The organism is Serratia grimesii NBRC 13537, from assembly GCF_001590905.1.
Classification (GTDB): Bacteria; Pseudomonadota; Gammaproteobacteria; order Enterobacterales; family Enterobacteriaceae; genus Serratia; species Serratia grimesii.
Genome location: NZ_BCTT01000019.1, coordinates 132,737 through 153,686, shown reverse-complemented (window position 1 = coordinate 153,686; position 20,950 = coordinate 132,737). Strand labels below are relative to the sequence as shown.

The following is a 20,950-nucleotide window of genomic DNA, read 5'->3' as shown; positions in this document are numbered from 1 at the left end:
GTCATAGCTCCTTGGCCAGCTTACGTTTTTCATTCCAGGCGGTGCTGCTGATGCTGATCAAAATGATCGCGCCGCTGAACACTTGGTGCCAATAGGCCGATACGCTAAGCAGCGTCAGACCGTTCTGCAGGAACGCCAGCAGCACCACGCCCAGTAGCGTACCGGTCAGCGAGCCGCGACCGCCGGTCATGCTGGTACCGCCCAACACCACCGCCGCCAGCACCGTCAACTCAAAACCTAGTAAGGAGTTGGGTGCGACCGACTGGGTGATCTGCGCCTGCACCACGGCGGCAATGCCCGCCAGAATGCCCATGTAGCCGTAAACGTAGAAGTGCAGTCGCAGCAGGTTCAACCCCAGACGCGATGCCGCATCGCGGTTGCCGCCCATGGCGAAAATCTGGCGGCCAAGGCGGGTGAAGTTCATCAGCACGCCGGTGACGATAATCACCGCCAGCAGGCACAATAGCGGCAGCGTCAGGCCGTAGTCATAGCCGTCGGCACCCTGGAACGAGAACCAGCTGATGCCGTCCATAAACCAGTCGGGGAAACCGTACAGCCAGGTGCCGTTGGTGGTGTACACCAGCAGGCCGTAGAACAGGTTTAGCGTGGCGATGGTGATGATAATTGCCGGCACTTTCAGCCAGTAGACCAGAAAACCGTTCACCAGCCCGAGCAGCAGGCCGACGCCTATCGCCAGAGCGAACGCCAGCGGGAAACCGCCGCCGTGCTGGATCACCCAACTGGCCATCACGTACTGGGCGATAGCGGTGATCGCCGGGAACGAAATGTCGATGCCACCGGCAATTAGCACCACGAACAGGCCGCAGGCGAGAATGCCGAGAATGGCATAGCTGGTGGCCACATCGGTCAGGTTGCCCAGCGTCAGAAACTCGCTGGTGCTAACGCTTAGGCCGATGGCCAGCAGCAACACCAGCAGGCCAAGATAAAATTCGTGCCGCCCGGCCAGGCGGGCCAGTAATGACTTATCCATTCACCACCTCGGCGATCTGTTGTTCGGTACTCTGGTGCGGCGAAAACTCGGCGATCAGCTCGCCTTTACGCATCACCATCACCCGATGGCTGTTGTAATAGGCTTCCGGGATCTCGTCGCAGATCATCAACACCGCCATGCCGAGCGCGGCCAGATCTTTGGCGATCTGGTAGATCCCCTCTTTGTTGGCGATATCTACCCCAACGGTGGGGGAGTCGAGGATCAGGATCTTCGGCTGCGTGGCCACCCACTTGGCAATAGCGATACGCTGGGCGTTGCCGCCGGACAGGGTTTTGACCGGTAGCGCGCTGTCGGAAACCTTAATGTTCAGATCGCGGATCAGCCGGTTAACCAGTTCTGTCGCTTTGGCGTGATCCAGCAGCCCGATCGGGGTATGCAGTTGATCAAACACCGTGACAATGGTGTTGTCGTAGATTGATTGCTCCATGATCAAGCCTTGCGTCAGACGATCCTCAGACACATAGCCAATGCCCTGTCGCACCGCTTCACGGTTGTTATGCAGACGTACCGGCTGGCCGTCAATCCTGATTTCACCGCTGTCCGGGCGTGTCATGCCGAACAGGCTAAGGCACAGTTCAGTACGGCCCGCGCCAAGTAATCCGACGATCGAGACGATCTCGCCGCCGTGCAGTGACAGATTGATATTCTGATATTTTCCGTGTCGGCTCAGGTTACGCACTTCGAGCAGCGGCGCACTCTCGGCTGTGGGCCGTGGGGGTAACTGGCTGTAGTGGAAGCGTTGGCCAGTCATCAGGAACGCCAGCTCATGGCTGTCCAGTTGGCTTGCGGGATAAGTTCCGACCAGTTTGCCGTCGCGCATCACGCTGATACGGTCGGCGACTTCCATCACTTCGTCCAGCCGGTGGCTGACAAATACCACGCAGATGCCTGCCGCTTTCAGCTCGTTGACCACCCGCAGCAGGCCGTCGACCTCCTGACGTGTCAATGAGGCAGTAGGCTCATCCATGATCACCAGCCGCGCTTCGGCGGCAATGGCACGGCAAATCGCCACCAATTGGCGATCGGCAATCGACAGCTTTTCAACTTTCTTGTCGGGATCGATATGCACGCCGACACGCGCCATAGCATCCAGCGCCGTCTGACGCATCACCCGTTTGCGTACCCAGAAATGGCCGCCGGGCAGGTAGCGGTGAATGGCAATATTTTCCGCCACCGTCAGATTGGGGAATAACGACAGATCTTGATAAATCACCTGAATACCATAATAACCAGACAGCTGCGGCGTCAGGGAATGAAAGAGTTTTCCTTCCAGTGAAATATTGGCGCCTTTTTCCGGCTGATAAACGCCGGAAATAATTTTAATTATGGTGCTTTTGCCACAGCCATTTTGCCCGGCCAGGCAGTGCACTTCGCCAATATTCAGCGTCAGGTTGATCTGGTCCAGTGCCAGTACGCCCGGAAACTTTTTACTGATATTTTCCAGGCTTATAAATGCGGTGGATAAGGTCATGGCATTAACCTATGCAGGTTCTTATACCCGTCATCTTTCAAGTTCCAGCGTTGTTATCTGCACTTGCTCACCCCAGTTACTTAACTTTTGTAAGCGCCTGGAGATGAGCAAGCTGGCCGTCTAGCTGCAATTTGAAAGCTATAGGGTATTGTTATAATAGTGATTGAAACTCGGGGCGCGATAGGCTGCGCACCGACGTTATTTAATGATTTTCCCGGTGTGGCGCAATATTACTGAAGGTTAGAAGCCCAGCGATTTGGCATTATCTTTAGTTACTTCAAGAATTTTATTAAACCGAATCACTTTCTTATCCATATCGACGTCGGCTTTACCCAAACCTTCAATCGACAAGTCTTTGGTCACTTCCTTACCCTGCAACAGTTGATCGGCCACCGTCACCAGCGCATAACCGGCGTCTTTCGGATCCCACAGCAGCGCTTTCTTGATGTCGCCGCGCATCAGGTAAGGGGCGGCCTGCGCCGGCATGGCGATGCCGACCACGGCAATCTTGTCCTTGGCGCGTTTCTTGGCGACCGCCTGACCGGCACCAATCGGGCCGAGGGAGCCGAAACCGATAATGCCTTTCATCTGCGGGTAGGTTTTCATCAAATCCAGCGTGGTGGCGTAGGATTTGTCGATGCTTTCCGCCACCGGCAGACGTGACGTCACTTCGAACATGTCCGGATATTTGGCTTTCTGGTACTTGATGGCGGAATCCGCCCAGGCGTTATGCAATGGCACGGTCAGCGAGCCAACATAAATGGCGTAGCCGCCTTTGCCGCCCATGTCTTTTGCCAGTTCATCGACGTTGGCCTGCGCATACTTCTCACTGTCGATGGTTTCAATGTCCCACTGGCCAATCTGCTGATCCGGTGATTCATGGGTCAGTACCACGATGCCTTTCTCACGTGCTTTCTTCAGTACCGGCTCCAGTACCTTGGCGTCGTTAGGTACTACGATGATGGCGTTAACGTTTTTGGCGATCAGATCTTCAATCACTTTGACCTGTGCGGCGGGATCTGGCGTAGAAGGCCCGGTCTGATAGGCATTCACGTCGAGCTTTTTTGCCGCGTCATTGACGCCGACTTCCATACGGTTGAACCAGGGAATGCCGGTCACTTTGGCAACCACGGCAATTTCGAACTTTTCAGCAGCTAAGGCAGGTGTTGTCGATAACATGCACGCAGAAACCACACATGCATTTAATAATGCGAGGTTAAATTTCATTTCGCTGTACCTTTTTTATCTGTAGGGGTGGTTGTTTTTCCACCTGAGCAGATTACAAAGGAAAGGAAGAGGGGACGTAACCCGAAGTGGAAAATTGTGAGCCATGCACATTGAGGTAAAATTATGGCGGTTTTAATGTTAATTAAATGTTTAATAATTTCGTAGTGGTAATTTTACTACGTAAAAACATCATTAAATTAACATTTAATTAAATTTAAATTAACAAAATAAAAACAAGGTGAGTATCAATGCGGGGATTTTTTGCGGTAAAAATGCCGACCTGATGGTCGGCATTGAAGCATTTAACTGTTGTGTGAACAGGATCACTTTACGGCGATGTTAGAGCACACCTTGTGCCAGCATAGCGTCGGCTACCTTGACGAATCCCGCGATATTGGCACCGTGTACGTAGTGAGTTTGCTTCCCTTCACCGCCGTATTCCACGCAGGCTTGATGAATATCCGCCATGATATGTTGTAAACGTACATCCACTTTCTCTGCCCGCCAGCTAATACGTGCGGCATTCTGAGCGATCTCTAAGCCAGACGTCGCCACGCCGCCGGCGTTGGCAGCCTTGCCTGGGGCAAACAGCACGCCAGCGTCCAGGAATGCATCAGTGGCTTGAATGGTGGTCGGCATATTGGCGCCTTCAGCCACGGCTTTCACGCCGTTGCGGATCAGCATCTGCGCGGCGTCCAGATCCAACTCATTTTGGGTGGCGCACGGCAGGGCGATATCCACCGGTACACTCCAGGGCTGCTGACCGGCCAGGTAGGTCAGGCCGCGCTCGCGGGCATAGTCTTCTACACGCCCATAACGCTGATTCTTGATCTCCACCAAATGGGCCAGTTTTTCGGTAGTGAAACCGGCTTCATCGACCAGCGTACCGCCAGAGTCAGAAACGGTGATCACCCGTGCATCCAGTTCCAGCGCCTTCTCAATAGTGTACTGCGCCACGTTGCCTGAACCGGAAACGGCAACTCGCATGCCTTCAAAACCTAGCCCATGGCGTTGCAGCATGGCATCGGTGAAGTAAACCAGCCCATAGCCGGTGGCCTCTGGGCGAATCAGACTGCCGCCAAATGACAGCCCTTTGCCGGTAAACACGCAGGCAGTGTTGTTGGACAGTTTTTTCATCATACCGCTCATAAAGCCAACCTCACGGCCGCCGACACCGATGTCACCTGCAGGTACGTCAGTATCTGGCCCCAGATGGCGATACAGCTCTGTCATCAGTGCCTGGCAGAAACGCATGATCTCCGCCTGGCTTTTTCCTTTTGGATCAAAGTCAGAACCGCCTTTACCCCCGCCCATGGGCAAGGTGGTCAGCGCATTTTTGAAGGTCTGCTCAAAGCCAAGGAATTTAAGAATCGACAAATTCACTGATGGGTGGAAGCGCATACCACCTTTGTATGGCCCGATGGCGGAGTTGAACTGCACGCGCCAGGCGCGGTTGACCTGAACTTGCCCGCGATCGTCCACCCAACTGACACGAAACTGGATGGTGCGCTCTGGTTCCACTAAGCGTTCCAGTAGAGCATATTCGCGATAGCGTGGGTTGCGCTCGATAAATGGCCACAGCGAAGTGAAGACCTCTCTGACTGCCTGCAAATATTCCGGCTGATGGGGGTTATGGTGCTGTAACGAAGACAGGAATGACTCTACCGATACGGTATTTTCCATGGATAGCTCCTTTATACCCGTTGTCTTTCAGGCTGTAGCGTTGTGATCTGTGCTCGTGACTCCCTGGTTACTTACCTAGGTAAGCGCCTGAAGATTCACGAGCTGGCGATCTGGCTACAGCCCGAAATTCAGAGGGTAATACTATGAAATTTCCCCCACTATTTTTATAGATATTGGTTTGGGTAAAGCGTGGGGAATGATGTTGTGTCTTTAGCGACTATATCATTGGAGGGCGGTTGATTATCAAGCGATTAATGATAGCTGCGGAACGAAAAACGCCCGCAAAAGCGGGCGTAGGGTAATTAAGTTAGTGTGTGCTTACTTATGATTTGGGTTTTTCGTCTTCGTCACGCAGCGGCACGATCAACATGTCGATATGTACGGTGTTGATCAATTGGCGTGCGGAGGACATCAGCTTGCTCCAGAAATCCTGATGGTGACCACAGAGTACCAGGTCCATATCGTATTTCTTGATGGCATCGACCAGCACCTGTGCCAAATCGCCACTGCCGCTCAGGGTTTCAGTAATCGGATAGCCGGCATTTTGTGACAATTCGGTCAACGCGTGGTGCGTTTCTTCCGAGATACGTTTCTGCATGTCGCCGAGATTAACGTCGATCAGGCCGGTATACAGGTCGGAATAGTTAACATCTACGTGGATCAGGGAAACTTTGGCGTTGTACGGGCGCGCCATAGATACGGCTTTTTCCACCAGAATTTTACTCTCTGGGGATAGGTCTACCGCGATCAGAATGTGTTTGTAAGCCATGAGAATACTCCTTCCATATAATGCCGATTAAAAGGTTAGCAGGCATTCAGCGTACCAGCCTGGCGCTTCAGGTTTACCTGCATTTTATCATTCAGATAACATAATGATATGTTGGGGCGATCACACTGCACCGCATCAAAAAATCTCTTTATCTCTGCTCAGTCAGTTTTACACCCACCAGGCAGGAAATCCTACCGCCCATAGGGTTGTGTAAAGGTTGACCGATTGAAATATAAGCATTCTTGAACAGAGTATAGTCCCAAATACCTCTTTGGGCAGAGGAAAAGACCGTCAGTGCTCTCTAGGGTGGTTATCAGTTATAACCAATAGGCGGATGACAAAATGGTGGGTTGCGGTAAATTTTATCTACTGCTCAGGCCAGTTTGTGTTTCGTTAACCTACAATAATGACTATAGGCCTTATCATTTCTCCTCTGAGCTAAACCTGCGCGATATGCACCCGCATGGCGATAGGTTGTCTCCAGAGGCGGTGGGTTATGCGCGGCCTGTGCGGTGCCAAGGGGATCGGAGCGGTAGGCTCCCGCAGTAATGAGTGTATAGAGGTAGGGCAGTTGGACCCGGCGGAGCGCCGTGGATAACAACGCCTTGAGGAGGCAATCATGATCAGTACCGTCGCGCTGTTTTGGGCTCTGTGTGTGGTGTGTGTGTTAAACATGGTGCGGTATTACTCTTCTCTGCGTGCGCTGCTGGTGGTTTTGCGCGGCTGCGACCCGCTGCTGTACCAATATGTCGACGGTGGCGGCTTTTTTACCGCTCATGGCCAGCCGAGCAAACAGATAAGGTTGGTGCGCTATATCTTCTCGCAGCGTTATGTCGAGCATCATGATCCGGAATTTATCCGCCGCTGTGAGCGGGTGCGTGGGCAGTTTATGCTGACGTCCGCCCTGAGTGGGCTGGTATTTATCAGCCTTATCGCACTGATGATCTGGTATTGAGGCCGTCTGTTTTCCGCGTAGCAGACAAAGAAAAGGCGGCCACCAGGGCCGCCTTTCTCATGGAGCAAACTGCTTAGATCAGCTTAAGCGCCAACCAATACAGTGAACCGGAAAGCAGAATCGAAATCGGCAAGGTCAGTAACCAGGCCAACAGGATATTCTTCACGGTTTTGCTTTGCACGCCGCCGCCGTCCACGATCATTGTCCCGGCGACTGCCGAAGAAAGTACGTGGGTGGTGGAAACCGGCATGCCGGTGTAGCTGGCAACACCAATCGACAAGGCTGCGGTCATCTGAGCTGACACGCCTTGAGCGTAAGTCATGCCTTTCTTACCGATTTTCTCGCCAATGGTGGTCGCCACGCGCTGCCAACCAACCATCGTACCGAGTGACAACGCCAGAGCAACCGCGACGATAATCCAGATCGGTGCATACTCAACGGTTTGCAGCAGATCTTGACGCAGGTTTTTCAGGAAACGTTGGTCCTGGCTAGAGGTTTCAGGCAGCTTAGCGATCTTGTCTGCGGTATCTGTTACGCACATCAGCAGGCGGCGCAGGTGGCTGCGCTGATCTACCGTCAGTTGATCGTAACTTTGCAGATTGTTCAGCAAGCCGGAGGCAAGCTGAATCGCTGGCATAGCGCGGGCACTGTCACAGTGGAACTCGACGGGTTTATCCGGCGATACGTCCTCATCCGGGCTTGGCACCAACGGAGTGAGAGCGACCACGCGCGACAGGGCATCGCTGTGTTGCTCGTAATATTGCTGCAGGTGGGCCACGGCATCACGCGTACGGGTGATGTCATAACCGGTTGCATTCATATTGAGCACGAAGCCAGCGGGTGCAACGCCGATCAGCACCAGCATGATCAGGCCGATACCTTTCTGACCGTCGTTAGCGCCATGCGAGAAGCTGACGCCAATAGCCGACAGGATCAATGCGATGCGCGTCCAGAACGGCGGCTTACGTTTGCCGTCGACCTTTTCACGTTCCGCAGGGGTCATGTGAATACGCTGGCGTTTCTTGGTGCCACTCCAATAGCGGCGCAAGGCAAACACCATCAACCCGGCGACCATCATGCCAACCAGCGGCGAGATGAGCAATGACAGGAAAATACCAATCATTTTCGGGACGTTAAGCGCATCCACCACCGAAGTGTGTGTCATCAGTGCGTTGGTCAAACCCACACCAATAATTGCGCCAATCAGCGTATGGGAGCTGGAGGCCGGCAGACCGAAATACCAGGTGCCGAGGTTCCAGATGATAGCCGCCAGCAGCATGGAGAACACCATGGCTAATCCGTGTGCTGAACTGACGTTCAACAACAGATCTGTTGGCAACAGATGAACAATGGCGTAAGCAACACTCAAACCGCCGAGCATAACGCCAAGAAAGTTAAACAAACCAGCCATCACGACCGCAAGTTGCGAGCGCATGGCACGGGTATAGATTACTGTAGCAACCGCATTGGCCGTGTCATGAAAACCATTGATGGCTTCATAAAACAACACGAACAACAATGCGAGAATTAACATCAGGCCGGTATGGAAATCCAGGCCAGCGAACAAATGCAGCATAAGCGTTACGCCAGTTTGTGGACATGAACGCCGCGCATTATCAGTGACAACCGGGGCCGGGGAAAAGGAAAATATGACGTTTTTTTGATTTAGATATGACGAAATGATGGCGTTGTTATGACAAAGATATGAAATATCAGCGCGTTATGCTGTCTGGCCCGTTGTAATATTTTCTTACTATGGCGTTGTCGGCGTCATGGCTTTACAATCTGCCGCCGTAAAGTTGCCGGTTACCGGTGGCGAAACGGCGTAATATGGCGGCCTTTTGTCGCGATTGTGGTTTTTATTCAGAGAGGCGCAGGTGGAACAGTTTGATGTCGTGGTAATAGGTGCGGGCGCAGCGGGCATGTTTTGCGCGGCTCAGGCAGGGCAACTCGGTTGCCGGGTGCTGCTGCTCGACAACGGCAAAAAACCGGGGCGTAAAATCCTGATGTCCGGCGGCGGACGCTGTAACTTTACCAATATGTACACCGAACCGGCTGCTTACCTGTCGAATAACCCGCATTTTTGTAAATCGGCACTGGCGCGTTACACCCAGTGGGATTTTATCGATCTGATCAACCGCTATGGCATCGCCTACCATGAGAAAACGCTGGGACAGCTGTTCTGCGACGACTCGGCGCAGCAGGTTGTCGAACTGTTGGTTAAAGAGTGTGAACTGGGCCAGGTGACGACGCGCCTGCGCAGCGAGGTGCTGAGTGTGGAAAAAACCACGGAAGGCTTCGAGTTGACACTGAATGGCGAGAAAGTGAGCGCCCGCTCACTTGTGGTCGCGAGCGGCGGTCTGTCGATGCCGGGATTGGGCGCTTCACCGTTCGGCTACAAGTTGGCCGAACAGTTTGGATTGAAGGTGCTGCCAACACGCGCCGCGCTGGTGCCCTTCACGCTGCATAAACCGCTGTTGGAACACCTGCAAACCCTGTCCGGCGTCTCTGTGCCTGCGGTGATCACCGCCGAAAACGGCGTCAGCTTCCGTGAAAGTCTGCTTTTCACCCATCGTGGTCTGTCTGGCCCGGCGGTATTGCAACTGTCCAGTTATTGGCAACCCGGTGAGTATGTAAGCGTTAACTTACTTCCTGCGCTTGATCTGGCGGGCTTCCTAAATGAGCAACGCCAGGCACATCCTAACCAAAGCCTGAAGAATACTCTGGCGCTGCATTTGCCGAAGCGCCTGGTGGAGTGCTTGCAAACGTTGGGGCAATTACCGGAAGTTACGCTGAAGCAACTGAACCCTACGCAGCAGGCGGAGCTGGTAGAAACATTGCAGAATTGGCGCGTTCAGCCGAACGGCACCGAAGGTTACCGTACGGCTGAAGTGACACTCGGCGGTGTAGATACTAAGGAACTTTCCTCTAAGACTATGGAAGCGGCAAAGGTGCGAGGCCTGTACTTTATCGGTGAAGTGGTGGATGTGACAGGGTGGCTGGGGGGCTATAACTTCCAATGGGCCTGGAGCTCGGCTTGGGCGTGCGCACAAGCGCTGGCTCTTGTGCAGAAATAATGAGTTAAGATATTTTGGTTTAATATTTATTGGTATATCAAAACAATCACAGTAAACATATAAAAGACGGGTTTAATTAATTCGTTATTTTATATGTTTTTTGTTTTTCATTGGGTAATACTCTTATTTAAAATAAGTGGATTGTTAGCGTGATATTTTTATTCTACTTGCTGGTTGGATTTATATCTTAATTTCAAACTGACGTTTTTTAATTCATCTACATTGACTGGCTAATGATTTAGAGGGTTATTGCACTCTTTTTATGATTAAAGTAGAACTTGAAAGTTCTAGAGTGTTGAATTATTTCGCGGCGGAATTTAACTTAAAAAATGCCGATCTTGCTAATGGATAATAGTGTAACTAATTGCATTAATTATTATCACTTATGTTTGTTAACTTAATTTCATTAAACCAGTTTGTACTTTTACTGTTGTGTATCTATACCTGATAGACCCACAAAGAAATAGGTAATAACTGTCCTATTTTTTGGGTGATAAAATAAAACACTTTGATGCATCGTCATCGTGAGGGGGTTCTGCAGTTTACGCCTTAGGTGCTATGTCTTGAGAACCCTGGCGGTAAGGCTATCAGGCGATGTGCCTGTATGCTGTGTGGATCCTTTAGTGGGATATGCGTGAAAAGTAATTCCATGATTTCAGCTAAGTGATTTGAAACGAATTTTTGCAAAAATCCAGAGTGGGATTTCACTAAATAAATCTCGGGAGAGCAAATGGAAATCACGATAAATATTTATTCATCAATCAAGCAGATATCGCAGGAAGAATACGAACAGTTGCATCTGCATAGGAATGGAACGGTATTTTATGACTGGCGGTTTCTTTTAGCCGCAGAGCAGTCCCCGCTACTGGCAGTAAAGAAAACTTATTATCTGGTAGCCTATCATCATGGGAAATTATTGGCGTTACTCCCTGTTTATTTGCAAGATTTAGCCGTAGTCGATCCGTTCAGGCGGTTGGCGGAAAACGCCGGTGTTTACGATCAGGGTAATGATACCGGGCTTTTCAGCCATATCATGCATTGCTATGACAGCATGATACCCAGCCGTGAGAGCTCACCGGAATTGCATAAAGCGTTGTTTTTCCGATTGCGTGAACTAGCCATTGAAGAGGGTGCCCGTTATTTTGGTCTGTTAAACGTGTGTGAGCCTTCTTTGCTGCAGCATGCCAGTGAACTGGCGCTAAATATCAACTTTATGCTGGATCGTTGGTATATTGATTTGACTGAATATGATGATTTTGAACATTTTGTTGAGAAATTACCCGCTGACGGGCGTCGTGAAATGCGGCGGCAGTTGCGTAAGTTTGATCCCCAGAAATGTACTTTATCAATGCTCTCTCCCCCTTTCGATGAGCGTCTGGAGCAGCTCACCGAATTATGCCATCAAACCACCGCCCGCCTCGGCACGCCCCAGTATTTCCCGGCGGCACCTTTGGCCCATTTTTGTCGGTTGTGCGGTGACCTTATTCGGCTCTCTTTGGTTGAGTACGAGGGGGCGTTGATCGGCGGCGTTATTTGTTTCCGGCAGAACGACACGTTGCATATATGGTCCGCCGGCATGCGCTATGACCTGGTTGAATTTAGTCCCTATACGCTCGCTTTTGCTCATGCTTACCAATACGCGTTTGCACAAGGGTTCGCCCGCGTTGAAGGCGGCCGGCTTAATGAAAAAATCAAAACCCGTCTTGGTTTTCGGCCTGAACGCTTATATGCCATCACCAGTGATCGGCTTAATCATCTTTCCGTGTAGTAAATGGCTCAATTCCGATTGGAGTGATCTATGAAAGACAATGCCTATTGTGCTGATGCTTATCGCTGTTTTGTCCATCATTTACAGGGGCGTATCCGCTCCCGCTATCATCCAGAGTATTCCGGGTGGTTGCGACAATCTACCTGGAATCGGCGGGAGTTTGGACGAATGCCTGAAATGATCGTCCGTGCTGAAACGGTAGCGGATGTGGTGGAAACTGTGCGCTTTGCCGAGCGACACCGCCATCCCATCAGCGTAAGGGCGGGCGGGTACAGCTATGGGGGCGGTCTGCTGCGTGATAACAGTATCTTACTGGATATCTCCGCATTGCGTGAACTCGAGATCGAACCTGGGAATGCCATGGCGAAAGTGGGACCGGGTTTGACTAACCGGGAATTAAGCGCCGCTTTGAAAAAACAGGGGCTGGCATTTCCTACCGGACATGACGGCAATACGGCAATCGGGGAATTTCTGTTAGGCGGCGGCATGGGAATTAATTCGGCTGCCTGGGGGGGAATGAGTGTTTTCAATGTCGAAGCCGTAGATCTGGTGACTGCCGATGGGCAACTGCGTCATGCCAGCCGCAGTGAATATCCTGAGCTGTTTTGGGCGGTTCAGGGAGCTGGGCCCCATGCGTTCTTTGTGGTGGTATGTTTTTATATCAAATGTTATTCGTTACCACGTTCGATAACTAACTGTATGTACCAACTCCCTTTTAATACTCTGGAACTGTTGCTGGAAATCATTAAAGGGAAAGATTGGGATACGCGTTTGCAAATTGCGATTGTTCTTTCACGCCCCGAGAAAAACCAGCCCAAGACGCTAATTCTTAACACTCTGGCGTTTGCGGACAGTGAGGAGGAAAGTGCAGCATTGCAAGCGGGGCTTATACAGAATATTCCGGTCAATTTGATCACTCTGTTGGCCAAAACAACCTGTAAAGGTTTTGACGACATTCATCAGCAATATGCCTCCATGCAGACGGGACGTCGTTTTCGTAGTGACAATATCATGACCGATCAAATTCAGCTGGCAGCGGCAGTACTCGATGTTTTCCTGCCGGAACAACCGGCTCAGGATGGTATTACACGGCTGGTGTGGCGGGGTAAGCAAACCTTCCCTGATGCTGCTTATGCCGTTAAAGGACAGTTTCTTGTATCGACTTACCTGCAGTGGGATGACGCAAAGGACGATGACGCCAATCACCGCTGGTTAGTGCATCTGTATGATCGGTTGGCCGCATTATCCTGCGGATACTACATCAATGAATTCGATTTGGAGGCGCGCTCAGGTAACGTTGAGCGTTGCTATACGTCGGAAGGTTGGCAGAGACTGAACACGCTGCGTCAGCATTATGATCCCGCAGGTATTTTTGTTGATGTCAGACGTGCATAGCGAGATATGTGGTTAAGGGCTTTCCTCGCTGCCGGGGCGCTGATCAACCGCGCCCGGCCTCGAGTGAGGAATTTTACGCTGTAGTAGGCACTTGGGCATTGATACCTCTCACCAATATCGGCACTTGCGGGCAATCACGTTTGGGGAGAGTAACGATCGTCTGAGGGGATTCCAGGTGCATGGCGTGCTTTCCGTCAAAATGGATAGCGACAATTTTAAAAGCAACAGCGCCAGGTTCCCGTGGCAGCATTATGTTTCCTGAAATCACCGCACTAAACATCAAGATGAAACCTGAATGGCGTTTTTGGCTGCATCTTAATGTCGATGTTCTTGATCAGACAATTATACTGGCGCTGATCGTCGAAATGCTGGAGGCGATGTTCCGCCTCCGCAAAGACTGAGTGACCCAGGGTTTGCGCCCCGAAAGTAATGGCGCTCAGCTATCGATTTTCTCGGGCAACGACACCAGCAAAACATCGGTTTTGGCATTGTTGATCAAATGGCGGGACGTTGGCATGAGTCGGCTCAGGAAATTATGCCGATGCCCGCAGATCAGCAGTTCGATATGTTTTTCAAACAGGATTTTTTCGATTTCCCGATTAAAGTCACCGACGACCTCCAGTGCTTCAACAATCGATGACGTATCATAGCCACCATCGCGTAGAAATTTTTTTAACAGGTTAACGTCATCGTTAATCACTCGGGTTTGAAAGTTATCCAGACGATCGATAACTACGCCAGAATAAAGCTCACCGACATCGACGCCGACATGCACTACATACAATTTAGCCTGGGTGGCATTGCTGAGGGAAAGGGCGCGGTCGAGCAGTTTCTTGTTGTTGTCTTTCAAGTCCAATGCCACAAGAATATTTTTATAAAGCATACGACTCTCCTTTTCTATTATGATTATCTTGATAATAGAGTCTACCCAGAAGGCATTTAAATCAAACCTGAATAACCGGTTATGATGACTACTTTTTTATATTAACGTGGGCGTTGAATTCGATCGTTAACAATGTTTATTATCAATCATCGAAAGCAAAGCAGTCGCAAAACGTAAATTCAAAGGAGGTGGTTATCCGTTAATCCTAGGTAGCGATGGCGTTAAGTATGCAATTTGTGAATCCAATTTTCTGGTTTTGGGGGAACGATGATTTCCGACTTTTGTTCCCTCATTTTTTTAACGCAAAAAGTTAATTATTAACATGATGCCAACAACATGCTGACGAGGAAAATAAATGAAAGATCTATTGGATAAATGCAGCGATAAAGGGTGCTCCATTGATATTGGGTCAGTGCTGGATAATGAAAATTGCACGGTCACTGTGACTAACCGTTTTGATACCTATGAGCAGGCAATGGCGCACTTTGAAGAGATGGAAATCAGTGCCAACAATGTGGCATCAGAAAAGTATCCCTGTCATATGGCACATACCATTAAGATATTGAATAAAAAGTACATTGCCAGAATTGATATGACGTTTTCCTGCCAGGCGGAGGCGATTATCTTTGAGTTGGAGATGCAACATCGTATCCACGACTAACCCATTCCGTTCCATTTTTTAGGTTTGATATCATGAAAGATATGACCATAGCGATCGTCATTTGTGAAAGAGAGCTGACTCGTTTTATTCAGGGGCGTATTTGTGACATTAATCAGGGGACGGAAACCCCACGCTTGGCCGTGGCTTTTATCCAAAAATACGGTAGAGGTATGGCAGATGCATTGTCCTCTATCTATGGAACGGCCGTGGCCGGTGAAAGCATTATAAAAATCACTGAAGGTAAATTAAGCCTGATAGATCCGGATTGGAGTGAAAAAGACAAAGAACGTTTTCGTGCACGCCCTGCCGATCTGAAATTAACCCCGCCTTAACTTACATCTAAATTATCAGGAAGGATAATGCAATGGGTTATGCTGCTTCTGGCTATTTCATTTGAAGTAACAGGAACCATTTTTATTAAGTACGCGCAAGTTTATCAGTGCAATAAACTTCACCTTATTACACTGGTCGCGATATGTACGTCCTACTTCTTCTTTGCCAAAGCAATCAGGAAAATCCCTTTGGGCATTGCTTATGCGCTTTGGGAAGGCATTGGTATTTTGCTGATCGCATCACTGAGCTATCTGTTGTTTCAAGAGCCGATATCGGTGTTTAAGTTGTTGGGTTTTTTACTCATCATCTGCGGCATCGCCTGTTTAAAATTTGGGGTGGTCAAACACCCCAGGGGTGGCTAGGCCTTGTGTGTTGACAGCAGGATGCTGGTCTCGGTGCTGGAGATGCCGGTGATGCGGCGGATACGCCCCAAAATTTTATCGAAGTTCTCCAGGCTGTCGGTACGGATTTCCACCAAAATATCCCATTTGCCGTTGGTCGTATGCAGGGTGAAGACCGAAGGTTCAATACGCAATTGCTGCAACACACTTTGCGCCTTGGTGCCTTCAACTGCCACAGACATCCAGGCGCGAATGCGGTTATGTTCCACGCCCGGCTTTATACGGATGGTATAGCCGGTAATGATTCCCTGTGCTTCCAGCGCCTCAATTCTTTTTTGTACCGTAGCACGCGAGACGCGCACCTTGTTGGCGATCTCGGTAATCGAAGCACGGGCATTTTCACGCAGCAGTAAGAGGATCTGGCGGTCGGTATCATTCATGTTGTCAAAGTGTCACTGGCTAGTGTCGATTTGTAAAAATATAGAGCAATTTAGTCATTTTTCACACTGTTTGGCGCCAAGTTGATTATCCATAATGGTCTCGCGCCAGCCCCTGGCTAATCCTCTGAACCCGGTGACAAAGACCATGCAAACCACCCAATCCGTTTTTATGATCAGGCCATCTGACTTTGCAGCCAATCAAGAAACCAGACACAGCAATTTTTTCCAGAAATTCACGGAAACAAATGAGAATCACACGGCTGAGGCGCTAGTGGCCTTCAACCATTACGTCGAGGCTCTGCAACAGGCGGGCATCGATGTCAGGGTCATTGATGAGATACGTGGGCAGGCGACACCAGACGCGTTATTTCCCAATAACTGGATTGCACTGTTGGGAGACGGCACCCTGTTCACTTTCCCGATGGAAGTGGAGAACCGGCGACGGGAACGCCGCCAGGATATTATTGCGCAGCTCGCTGATGACTTTGTGATTAAAAGGTGTGTCGATCTCTCCGGCCACGAACTGACGGGGTGTTTTCTGGAAGGTACCGGATCGCTGATTTTGGATCACGAGCACAAGCTGGCTTATGCCTGCCAATCTTCCCGTAGCTCACCTAAAGTGGGACGAGAGTTCGAACAGCATTCCGGTTATCAGATTGTCTGGTTTGATGCTGCGGATCGTCATAACCGGCCTATCTATCACACTAATGTGATGATGAGCGTTGGCGCTCAATATGCCATCGTGTGCCTTGAAAGCATCCGCGGGGTGGCGCAAAAAAATGACCTGATCGCCATGCTGCAACGCAGTGGAAAAACCATCATTGACGTCAGTTTCGCCCAGATGGAGGCATTTGCCTGCAATGTTTTGGAGCTGCGTGCGCAAGATGGCAACCCGGTTTACGCCATGTCGACCCGTGCCTGGGCCAGTTTTACACCACAACAGCAGGCACTGATTGGCGGTTATGCCCGGTTGGCACTGGGGTCTATCGACATCATTGAAGATCTTGGCGGCGGCGGGGCACGATGCATGCTGGCGGAGATTTTCCTGCAAAAGAAACGGGCCGTGATGTAACCCTACACATTGTTTCAGTTCAACCCCATCTGATTAAGCAGCATTTTATGCAACTCGGTGCTTTTGTGGACATTCAGTTTACGCATTGCCGAGCGTTTATGGGCGCTGATTGTCTTTTGGCTGCGGTGAAGCATGCCAGCGATGGTACAGGCAGACATACCGGTGCTCATCAGCCTCAGTACTTTTTTTTCACAGCTGCTCAAGGCGGCGATGCGGCATTGCCGGCATTTCCAGATACCGCTGGCGTGCAATGCCACCCAAGGCTGTTGGCAAAAACGTTCCAATGACATTTGCAACGTGTTGCGGATAACCGTAGGGGTATCGCGTCGATTAATGCTGAACAGCGCAGGGTGAGCATGCAAATAGCGGGTATCGCGATCGTCGAGGATCAACACGGTCATTTGCCGGTGGCGCGGCGTCTGGTGCGGGCTTTGGTAGCAGCGGGCGCAGCCACAAGTGTCTTCGAGGGTACGAAACACGATCTCGATCGGCTCCAGATTTTGCAGATCAACCGGATATGCCCGACTGGATGCGTTCAGATCATGCAGATATTCTTCCAGCAACAGCCGTAAACCGAATTGATAAAAGTTATCACTGCCCAGCAGGGTGAATCGGATATTAAGCATGATTACTCCTCAAAACGCATATCGTGTGGAAATAACCGGCGTGCCTGATGTTGCAGATCGGCGGCCCGCTGTGGCTGTTGCAATAACCGACTGACAGCCATGAGATTGATGTAGATATTGGCGTCCGGCCGCACGAGGATCTCGTTTTCCGCCCACTGCTGATAGCGCAGTAGCGTCGCGGTATCGCGGGTTTGTGGGTATTGCAGTAGCCGCTGCAACTGCACATCGTAGTCATAGCGTACCTGCCAGGGCGTGGGTGCCATCACCTGGCTCATGGGCGCAAATTGCCGCAGGCCGGTTTTTTCCACGGCGGTAATAATCAGTGCGCTATGCAGGCCGTTGAGCAGATAAGGCAACATCAGTACAGCCACTCCCGCAGCCAGCAGACGCAATGTCAGTTGTGAGCGGGGCGGTAATCGCAAGCGGCGGCGCACATCGCTCGTGCGGAGAATCACCAACAACAACACGGCGTGAGCAGCAGAAAGGTAAAGTGGATATTCCACCATCATATGTAACAGGATGGGCAGCGCCGCCATCCATGGCGCAGGGCGCAAAGGCAGAGCGCGCGTGCGTTGCAGCAAGTGCCAAAATCCCCAGCAGATCACGGTAACGCCGCTCAGGCTCAACAGACCGCCTTCAATGCCCCACAGCAATATTTCGTTGTGCGGATGGCTGATAGCGACACTTTCCATGCCCGTGCTATGAGTGGTGTAAAAGTGATGCAGGAAATCGTGCTGAAAATGCCCATAGCCCCAGCCAAACCATGGGCGCTCGGCGATCATGCGCAGCGCTTCCTGCCAGTAAGTCAGTCGGTAAAAAATCGGCTCTGCGACGGTGATTACCCTCGTCGCTCCGTTGAGCATCACCAAAAGTATCCCGGTAGCCACCCCGGCGATCAGTAGCAGTAGGGCAGCGGTGGCGCGGCGACGATTGAGGCGGTACAACATCCACAGTTGCAGTGGCGACAGCAGCAGTGCCGCCAACAGGCCGACGCGTGAGGCGATAACGATCAGTAATAGCGGTGCTAAAACCAGAATAGAGGCGCTCAGCCATTGCAGGCGATATGACATGCGGCGTTGGTTACTCAGCAGATAGAGTGCCAACGCCAAACCGGTGGCCATAAAACTGGCCATCAGGTTCCACTGTTGGAAGATACCGTAAGGGCGGTTTTTCAGGCTGTTGTAACCGATCCAGTTACCCGGTTGCAGCAGAGTGTATTGCACCAGACCGAACAAGGCTTCGATCACCGTCGCTGCCAGTAACAGAATCAGCAGGTTGCGCCTGCGTACGCGATCGAGTGGAATTTGCAGCAGTGCGAAGTAGGCGAGCACGCCAAGTACCAGTCCCATCAGACGCGGCAGGGCTTCACTCAGCCAGGGCTGCTGTGTCCATAGCAACGGCAATAATAAAATCAGGCCGCCCAACGCCAGTCGGTTAAAAAAGACCGAGGTCACCAACGGTCGCTGACTAAATAGCATCGCACCGAGAATCATCAGGGCGATGAATATCCCACCGACCAGATTCCACGGCAGATAAAAGCCACTGCCGCCGCGATTGGGCCAGTAAATGTGCATGGCGATCAGGCAATAAAACGCCACCAGCCCGAATAACCAGGCTGCTTTTGATTTGGACATCATCACTTCTTCCTGCAGACGCCGGGCTTATTGGTAAGCCAGTACGAAATTGGCTACCGAGCTGAATTCACCCTCGGTAATGGTTTTATTCTGTATCGCGCTGGGATGACCTTGCACATAGGCAGTGAAATTCAAAATATTAGCGCCGTCCTGCAATGCCACCGCGCTGGTGGCCTGGTTCAAATCAATATCTGCTCCCTTGCTGTCAAACAGGGCGATGGCAGCGCCGTTGGTACCGTTATTAATCGCCAACTTGCCCGGTAACTCGCCGTCTTCGGTACCGCTAAAGGTCACATTGACGGATTTGAACACCGTTGTTTTACAGTCGGTCAGTTTGATGCTGAACGGTACCGGAGTGCTATGGCCGTAGCGATACAGGGTTTTGACGATCACGGTGTCCATCTCCACCACCTGATCGGCTGATTGTGGTTCGATATTGCACGGCCGGCTCACGACAGTGCCGTGAAACTGCAATGGCGAACCGACCAGCTCGGTGTCCGCCTGGGTGGGCAGCGCTGCAAACAATAAGGGTGTGCAACTGAGTAGTGCTAAAGCACGTAAACGCATCGTCTTTTCTCCCTGAGCTACTCGAAGGCTGCCACAATGGTGGCTGAGGCGTTAAATTCCCCTTCCGCGATTTCCTTACCGCCGTTGGCCAACGGTGCGGCAACTAAATTCCAACTACCGCCATTACCGATATTGGGTACCGGATAAAACTCATTTGGGATCACTAATTGGCCGTTATGTTTGATCTCGATACCGAGATCGGATTTGTCGGTTTTAAACGCGTTATTGGTAAAAGGCGCCGGGGTGCCGGATACCGCCAGTTTGATATTCAGTGTGCCGTCCTCGAAGCTGCCACCTTCACACTGAAAGCGTACCGGTATGCTTTGTGGATAGCTGGCACCGTTCAGGTTGCTGCCGCTGATTTCACCGAATTCGACGTTGATCAGTTGGCCTTCATTCACCACGCATTTATCCGGCACATATAAAATGGCGGACTGAATAAACACCTGGGCCATCGGGTTAGGACCAAAACCTGCGTCTGTTGATCCTAACCGGCCATACATCTCGATGATTTGTCGGTCATTAATCTGCACGCCGTTGATGATTTTTTTGCGTACCCGGAACGTGATTTTGCCTTTGGAGCCGCTGCCGTAATTATTGACCTGCAAATAAGGCGGTCGGCAAGAATGCTGGTTTAACAGGTTGGACTCGTTATAAAACGGCACCGTGATATAGGCATTTTTATTGCCGGCGATCCAAACTTCGGCTTTTAAATCCAGAAAGTCATTAAGCTTTAAATAACCGTTGCCGTATTCGGAAGGCGGTAGTGCCGAATCCGACTTATAAAAGTGCGGGCTGGTAGGAATAGGCGTATCGCAATAGACTTTACCGGTATAAGTGCCGCCCAGATCATAGGGAAACAGCTTGGTAAAGCCGACTGTATTAGTAATGTTGGTTTCGTTCAGATCGATATAAAACTGTTTTGGGCCGCCGTCTGGCGTCACATAGCCGTTAGCCCAAACCACGGGGGCCGACAGCGTCAGTACCAGCGGCAGGCAAGTGTTCAGGTAGGTTTTTTTCATCGCGTTTTTGAACC

The 20,950-nt window shown here is 51.0% G+C and carries 21 protein-coding genes; 9 read left to right on the top strand and 12 right to left on the bottom strand.

Going from position 1 to position 20,950, the window contains the following annotated elements; genetic code table 11:
* Window position 1 precedes the first annotated feature (1 nt).
* The 5 genes from SGR01S_RS21605 to uspA form a co-directional block, all read right to left on the bottom strand.
* Window positions 2–991, bottom strand: coding sequence for an ABC transporter permease (locus SGR01S_RS21605; protein WP_037426864.1), 990 nt, complete (start codon window positions 989–991; stop codon window positions 2–4).
* Window positions 984–2,483: a sugar ABC transporter ATP-binding protein gene (locus SGR01S_RS21600; protein ID WP_061808553.1), complete on the bottom strand. Its 1,500-nt coding sequence runs from the start codon at window positions 2,481–2,483 to the stop codon at window positions 984–986. Before SGR01S_RS21600 ends, SGR01S_RS21605 begins: the two co-directional genes overlap by 8 nt.
* 240 nt (window positions 2,484–2,723) lie before the next feature.
* Window positions 2,724–3,710 (bottom strand): autoinducer 2 ABC transporter substrate-binding protein, encoded by a 987-nt coding sequence (locus SGR01S_RS21595; RefSeq protein ID WP_061808552.1) that lies wholly within the window; start codon window positions 3,708–3,710, stop codon window positions 2,724–2,726.
* 339 nt (window positions 3,711–4,049) lie between these two features.
* Entirely contained in the window at window positions 4,050–5,393 is a 1,344-nt protein-coding gene (gene gdhA, locus SGR01S_RS21590) for an NADP-specific glutamate dehydrogenase (protein WP_061808551.1), read from the bottom strand.
* Window positions 5,394–5,715: 322 nt separating this feature from the next.
* The gene (gene uspA / locus SGR01S_RS21585; RefSeq protein WP_061808550.1) at window positions 5,716–6,162 is read right to left on the bottom strand and encodes a universal stress protein UspA; all 447 of its coding nucleotides are present in this window, start codon (window positions 6,160–6,162) and stop codon (window positions 5,716–5,718) included.
* 619 nt (window positions 6,163–6,781) lie between these two features.
* Between uspA and uspB the strand changes: the two genes are divergently transcribed.
* A complete protein-coding gene (gene uspB / locus SGR01S_RS21580) occupies window positions 6,782–7,117 on the top strand; it encodes a universal stress protein UspB (RefSeq protein ID WP_061808549.1) in 336 nt (111 codons plus the stop codon).
* A gap of 73 nt (window positions 7,118–7,190) precedes the next feature.
* Here the strand turns inward: uspB and pitA are convergent, their stop codons facing one another.
* Entirely contained in the window at window positions 7,191–8,693 is a 1,503-nt protein-coding gene (pitA, locus tag SGR01S_RS21575; RefSeq protein ID WP_061808548.1) for an inorganic phosphate transporter PitA, read from the bottom strand.
* Between the two features lie 301 nt (window positions 8,694–8,994).
* Between pitA and SGR01S_RS21570 the strand changes: the two genes are divergently transcribed.
* The 4 genes from SGR01S_RS21570 to SGR01S_RS24280 all read left to right on the top strand — a co-directional run bounded on the left by SGR01S_RS21570 (window position 8,995) and on the right by SGR01S_RS24280 (window position 13,758).
* Window positions 8,995–10,194 carry a BaiN/RdsA family NAD(P)/FAD-dependent oxidoreductase gene (locus tag SGR01S_RS21570; RefSeq protein WP_061808547.1) on the top strand — a complete coding sequence of 400 codons (1,200 nt, stop codon included), beginning with the start codon at window positions 8,995–8,997 and terminating at the stop codon, window positions 10,192–10,194.
* 730 nt (window positions 10,195–10,924) lie between these two features.
* On the top strand, window positions 10,925–11,962 hold the full coding sequence (locus SGR01S_RS24085) for a GNAT family N-acetyltransferase (RefSeq protein WP_061808546.1): 1,038 nt from the start codon (window positions 10,925–10,927) through the stop codon (window positions 11,960–11,962).
* 30 nt (window positions 11,963–11,992) lie between these two features.
* On the top strand, window positions 11,993–13,357 hold the full coding sequence (locus SGR01S_RS24080) for an FAD-binding oxidoreductase (protein ID WP_082797650.1): 1,365 nt from the start codon (window positions 11,993–11,995) through the stop codon (window positions 13,355–13,357).
* 179 nt (window positions 13,358–13,536) lie between these two features.
* A complete protein-coding gene (locus tag SGR01S_RS24280) occupies window positions 13,537–13,758 on the top strand; it encodes a hypothetical protein (protein WP_147284279.1) in 222 nt (73 codons plus the stop codon).
* A gap of 35 nt (window positions 13,759–13,793) precedes the next feature.
* Here the strand turns inward: SGR01S_RS24280 and SGR01S_RS21555 are convergent, their stop codons facing one another.
* Entirely contained in the window at window positions 13,794–14,240 is a 447-nt protein-coding gene (locus tag SGR01S_RS21555) for a universal stress protein (RefSeq protein WP_061808544.1), read from the bottom strand.
* A 355-nt stretch (window positions 14,241–14,595) separates the two neighbouring features.
* Here SGR01S_RS21555 and SGR01S_RS21550 point away from each other — a divergent pair, with 355 nt between their 5' ends.
* The 3 genes from SGR01S_RS21550 to SGR01S_RS21540 are packed head-to-tail and all read left to right on the top strand — an operon-like array spanning window position 14,596 to window position 15,596.
* The gene (locus SGR01S_RS21550; protein WP_037426231.1) at window positions 14,596–14,901 is read left to right on the top strand and encodes a DUF406 family protein; all 306 of its coding nucleotides are present in this window, start codon (window positions 14,596–14,598) and stop codon (window positions 14,899–14,901) included.
* A gap of 32 nt (window positions 14,902–14,933) precedes the next feature.
* Window positions 14,934–15,233, top strand: a complete 300-nt coding sequence (locus tag SGR01S_RS21545; protein WP_051922626.1) for a hypothetical protein — start codon at window positions 14,934–14,936, stop codon at window positions 15,231–15,233.
* A 27-nt stretch (window positions 15,234–15,260) separates the two neighbouring features.
* Window positions 15,261–15,596, top strand: a complete 336-nt coding sequence (locus SGR01S_RS21540) for an SMR family transporter (protein ID WP_061808543.1) — start codon at window positions 15,261–15,263, stop codon at window positions 15,594–15,596.
* Here the strand turns inward: SGR01S_RS21540 and SGR01S_RS21535 are convergent.
* Window positions 15,593–16,015, bottom strand: a complete 423-nt coding sequence (locus SGR01S_RS21535) for an Lrp/AsnC family transcriptional regulator (protein ID WP_061808542.1) — start codon at window positions 16,013–16,015, stop codon at window positions 15,593–15,595. The two genes, SGR01S_RS21540 and SGR01S_RS21535, sit on opposite strands and share 4 nt — an antisense overlap.
* Before the next feature lie 145 nt (window positions 16,016–16,160).
* On the opposite strand from SGR01S_RS21535, the gene ctlX reads away from it, so the two are divergent.
* On the top strand, window positions 16,161–17,087 hold the full coding sequence (gene ctlX, locus SGR01S_RS21530) for a citrulline utilization hydrolase CtlX (RefSeq protein ID WP_061808541.1): 927 nt from the start codon (window positions 16,161–16,163) through the stop codon (window positions 17,085–17,087).
* Between the two features lie 14 nt (window positions 17,088–17,101).
* Here the strand turns inward: ctlX and SGR01S_RS21525 are convergent, their stop codons facing one another.
* The 4 genes from SGR01S_RS21525 to SGR01S_RS21510 are packed head-to-tail and all read right to left on the bottom strand — an operon-like array spanning window position 17,102 to window position 20,936.
* A complete protein-coding gene (locus SGR01S_RS21525; RefSeq protein WP_037426222.1) occupies window positions 17,102–17,713 on the bottom strand; it encodes a helix-turn-helix transcriptional regulator in 612 nt (203 codons plus the stop codon).
* A 2-nt stretch (window positions 17,714–17,715) separates the two neighbouring features.
* Window positions 17,716–19,350: a PglL family O-oligosaccharyltransferase gene (locus tag SGR01S_RS21520; protein WP_061808540.1), complete on the bottom strand. Its 1,635-nt coding sequence runs from the start codon at window positions 19,348–19,350 to the stop codon at window positions 17,716–17,718.
* Window positions 19,351–19,374: 24 nt separating this feature from the next.
* Window positions 19,375–19,914 carry a fimbrial protein gene (locus SGR01S_RS21515; RefSeq protein WP_037426215.1) on the bottom strand — a complete coding sequence of 180 codons (540 nt, stop codon included), beginning with the start codon at window positions 19,912–19,914 and terminating at the stop codon, window positions 19,375–19,377.
* Between the two features lie 17 nt (window positions 19,915–19,931).
* Entirely contained in the window at window positions 19,932–20,936 is a 1,005-nt protein-coding gene (locus tag SGR01S_RS21510) for a fimbrial protein (protein ID WP_037426250.1), read from the bottom strand.
* Window positions 20,937–20,950: the final 14 nt, after the last annotated feature.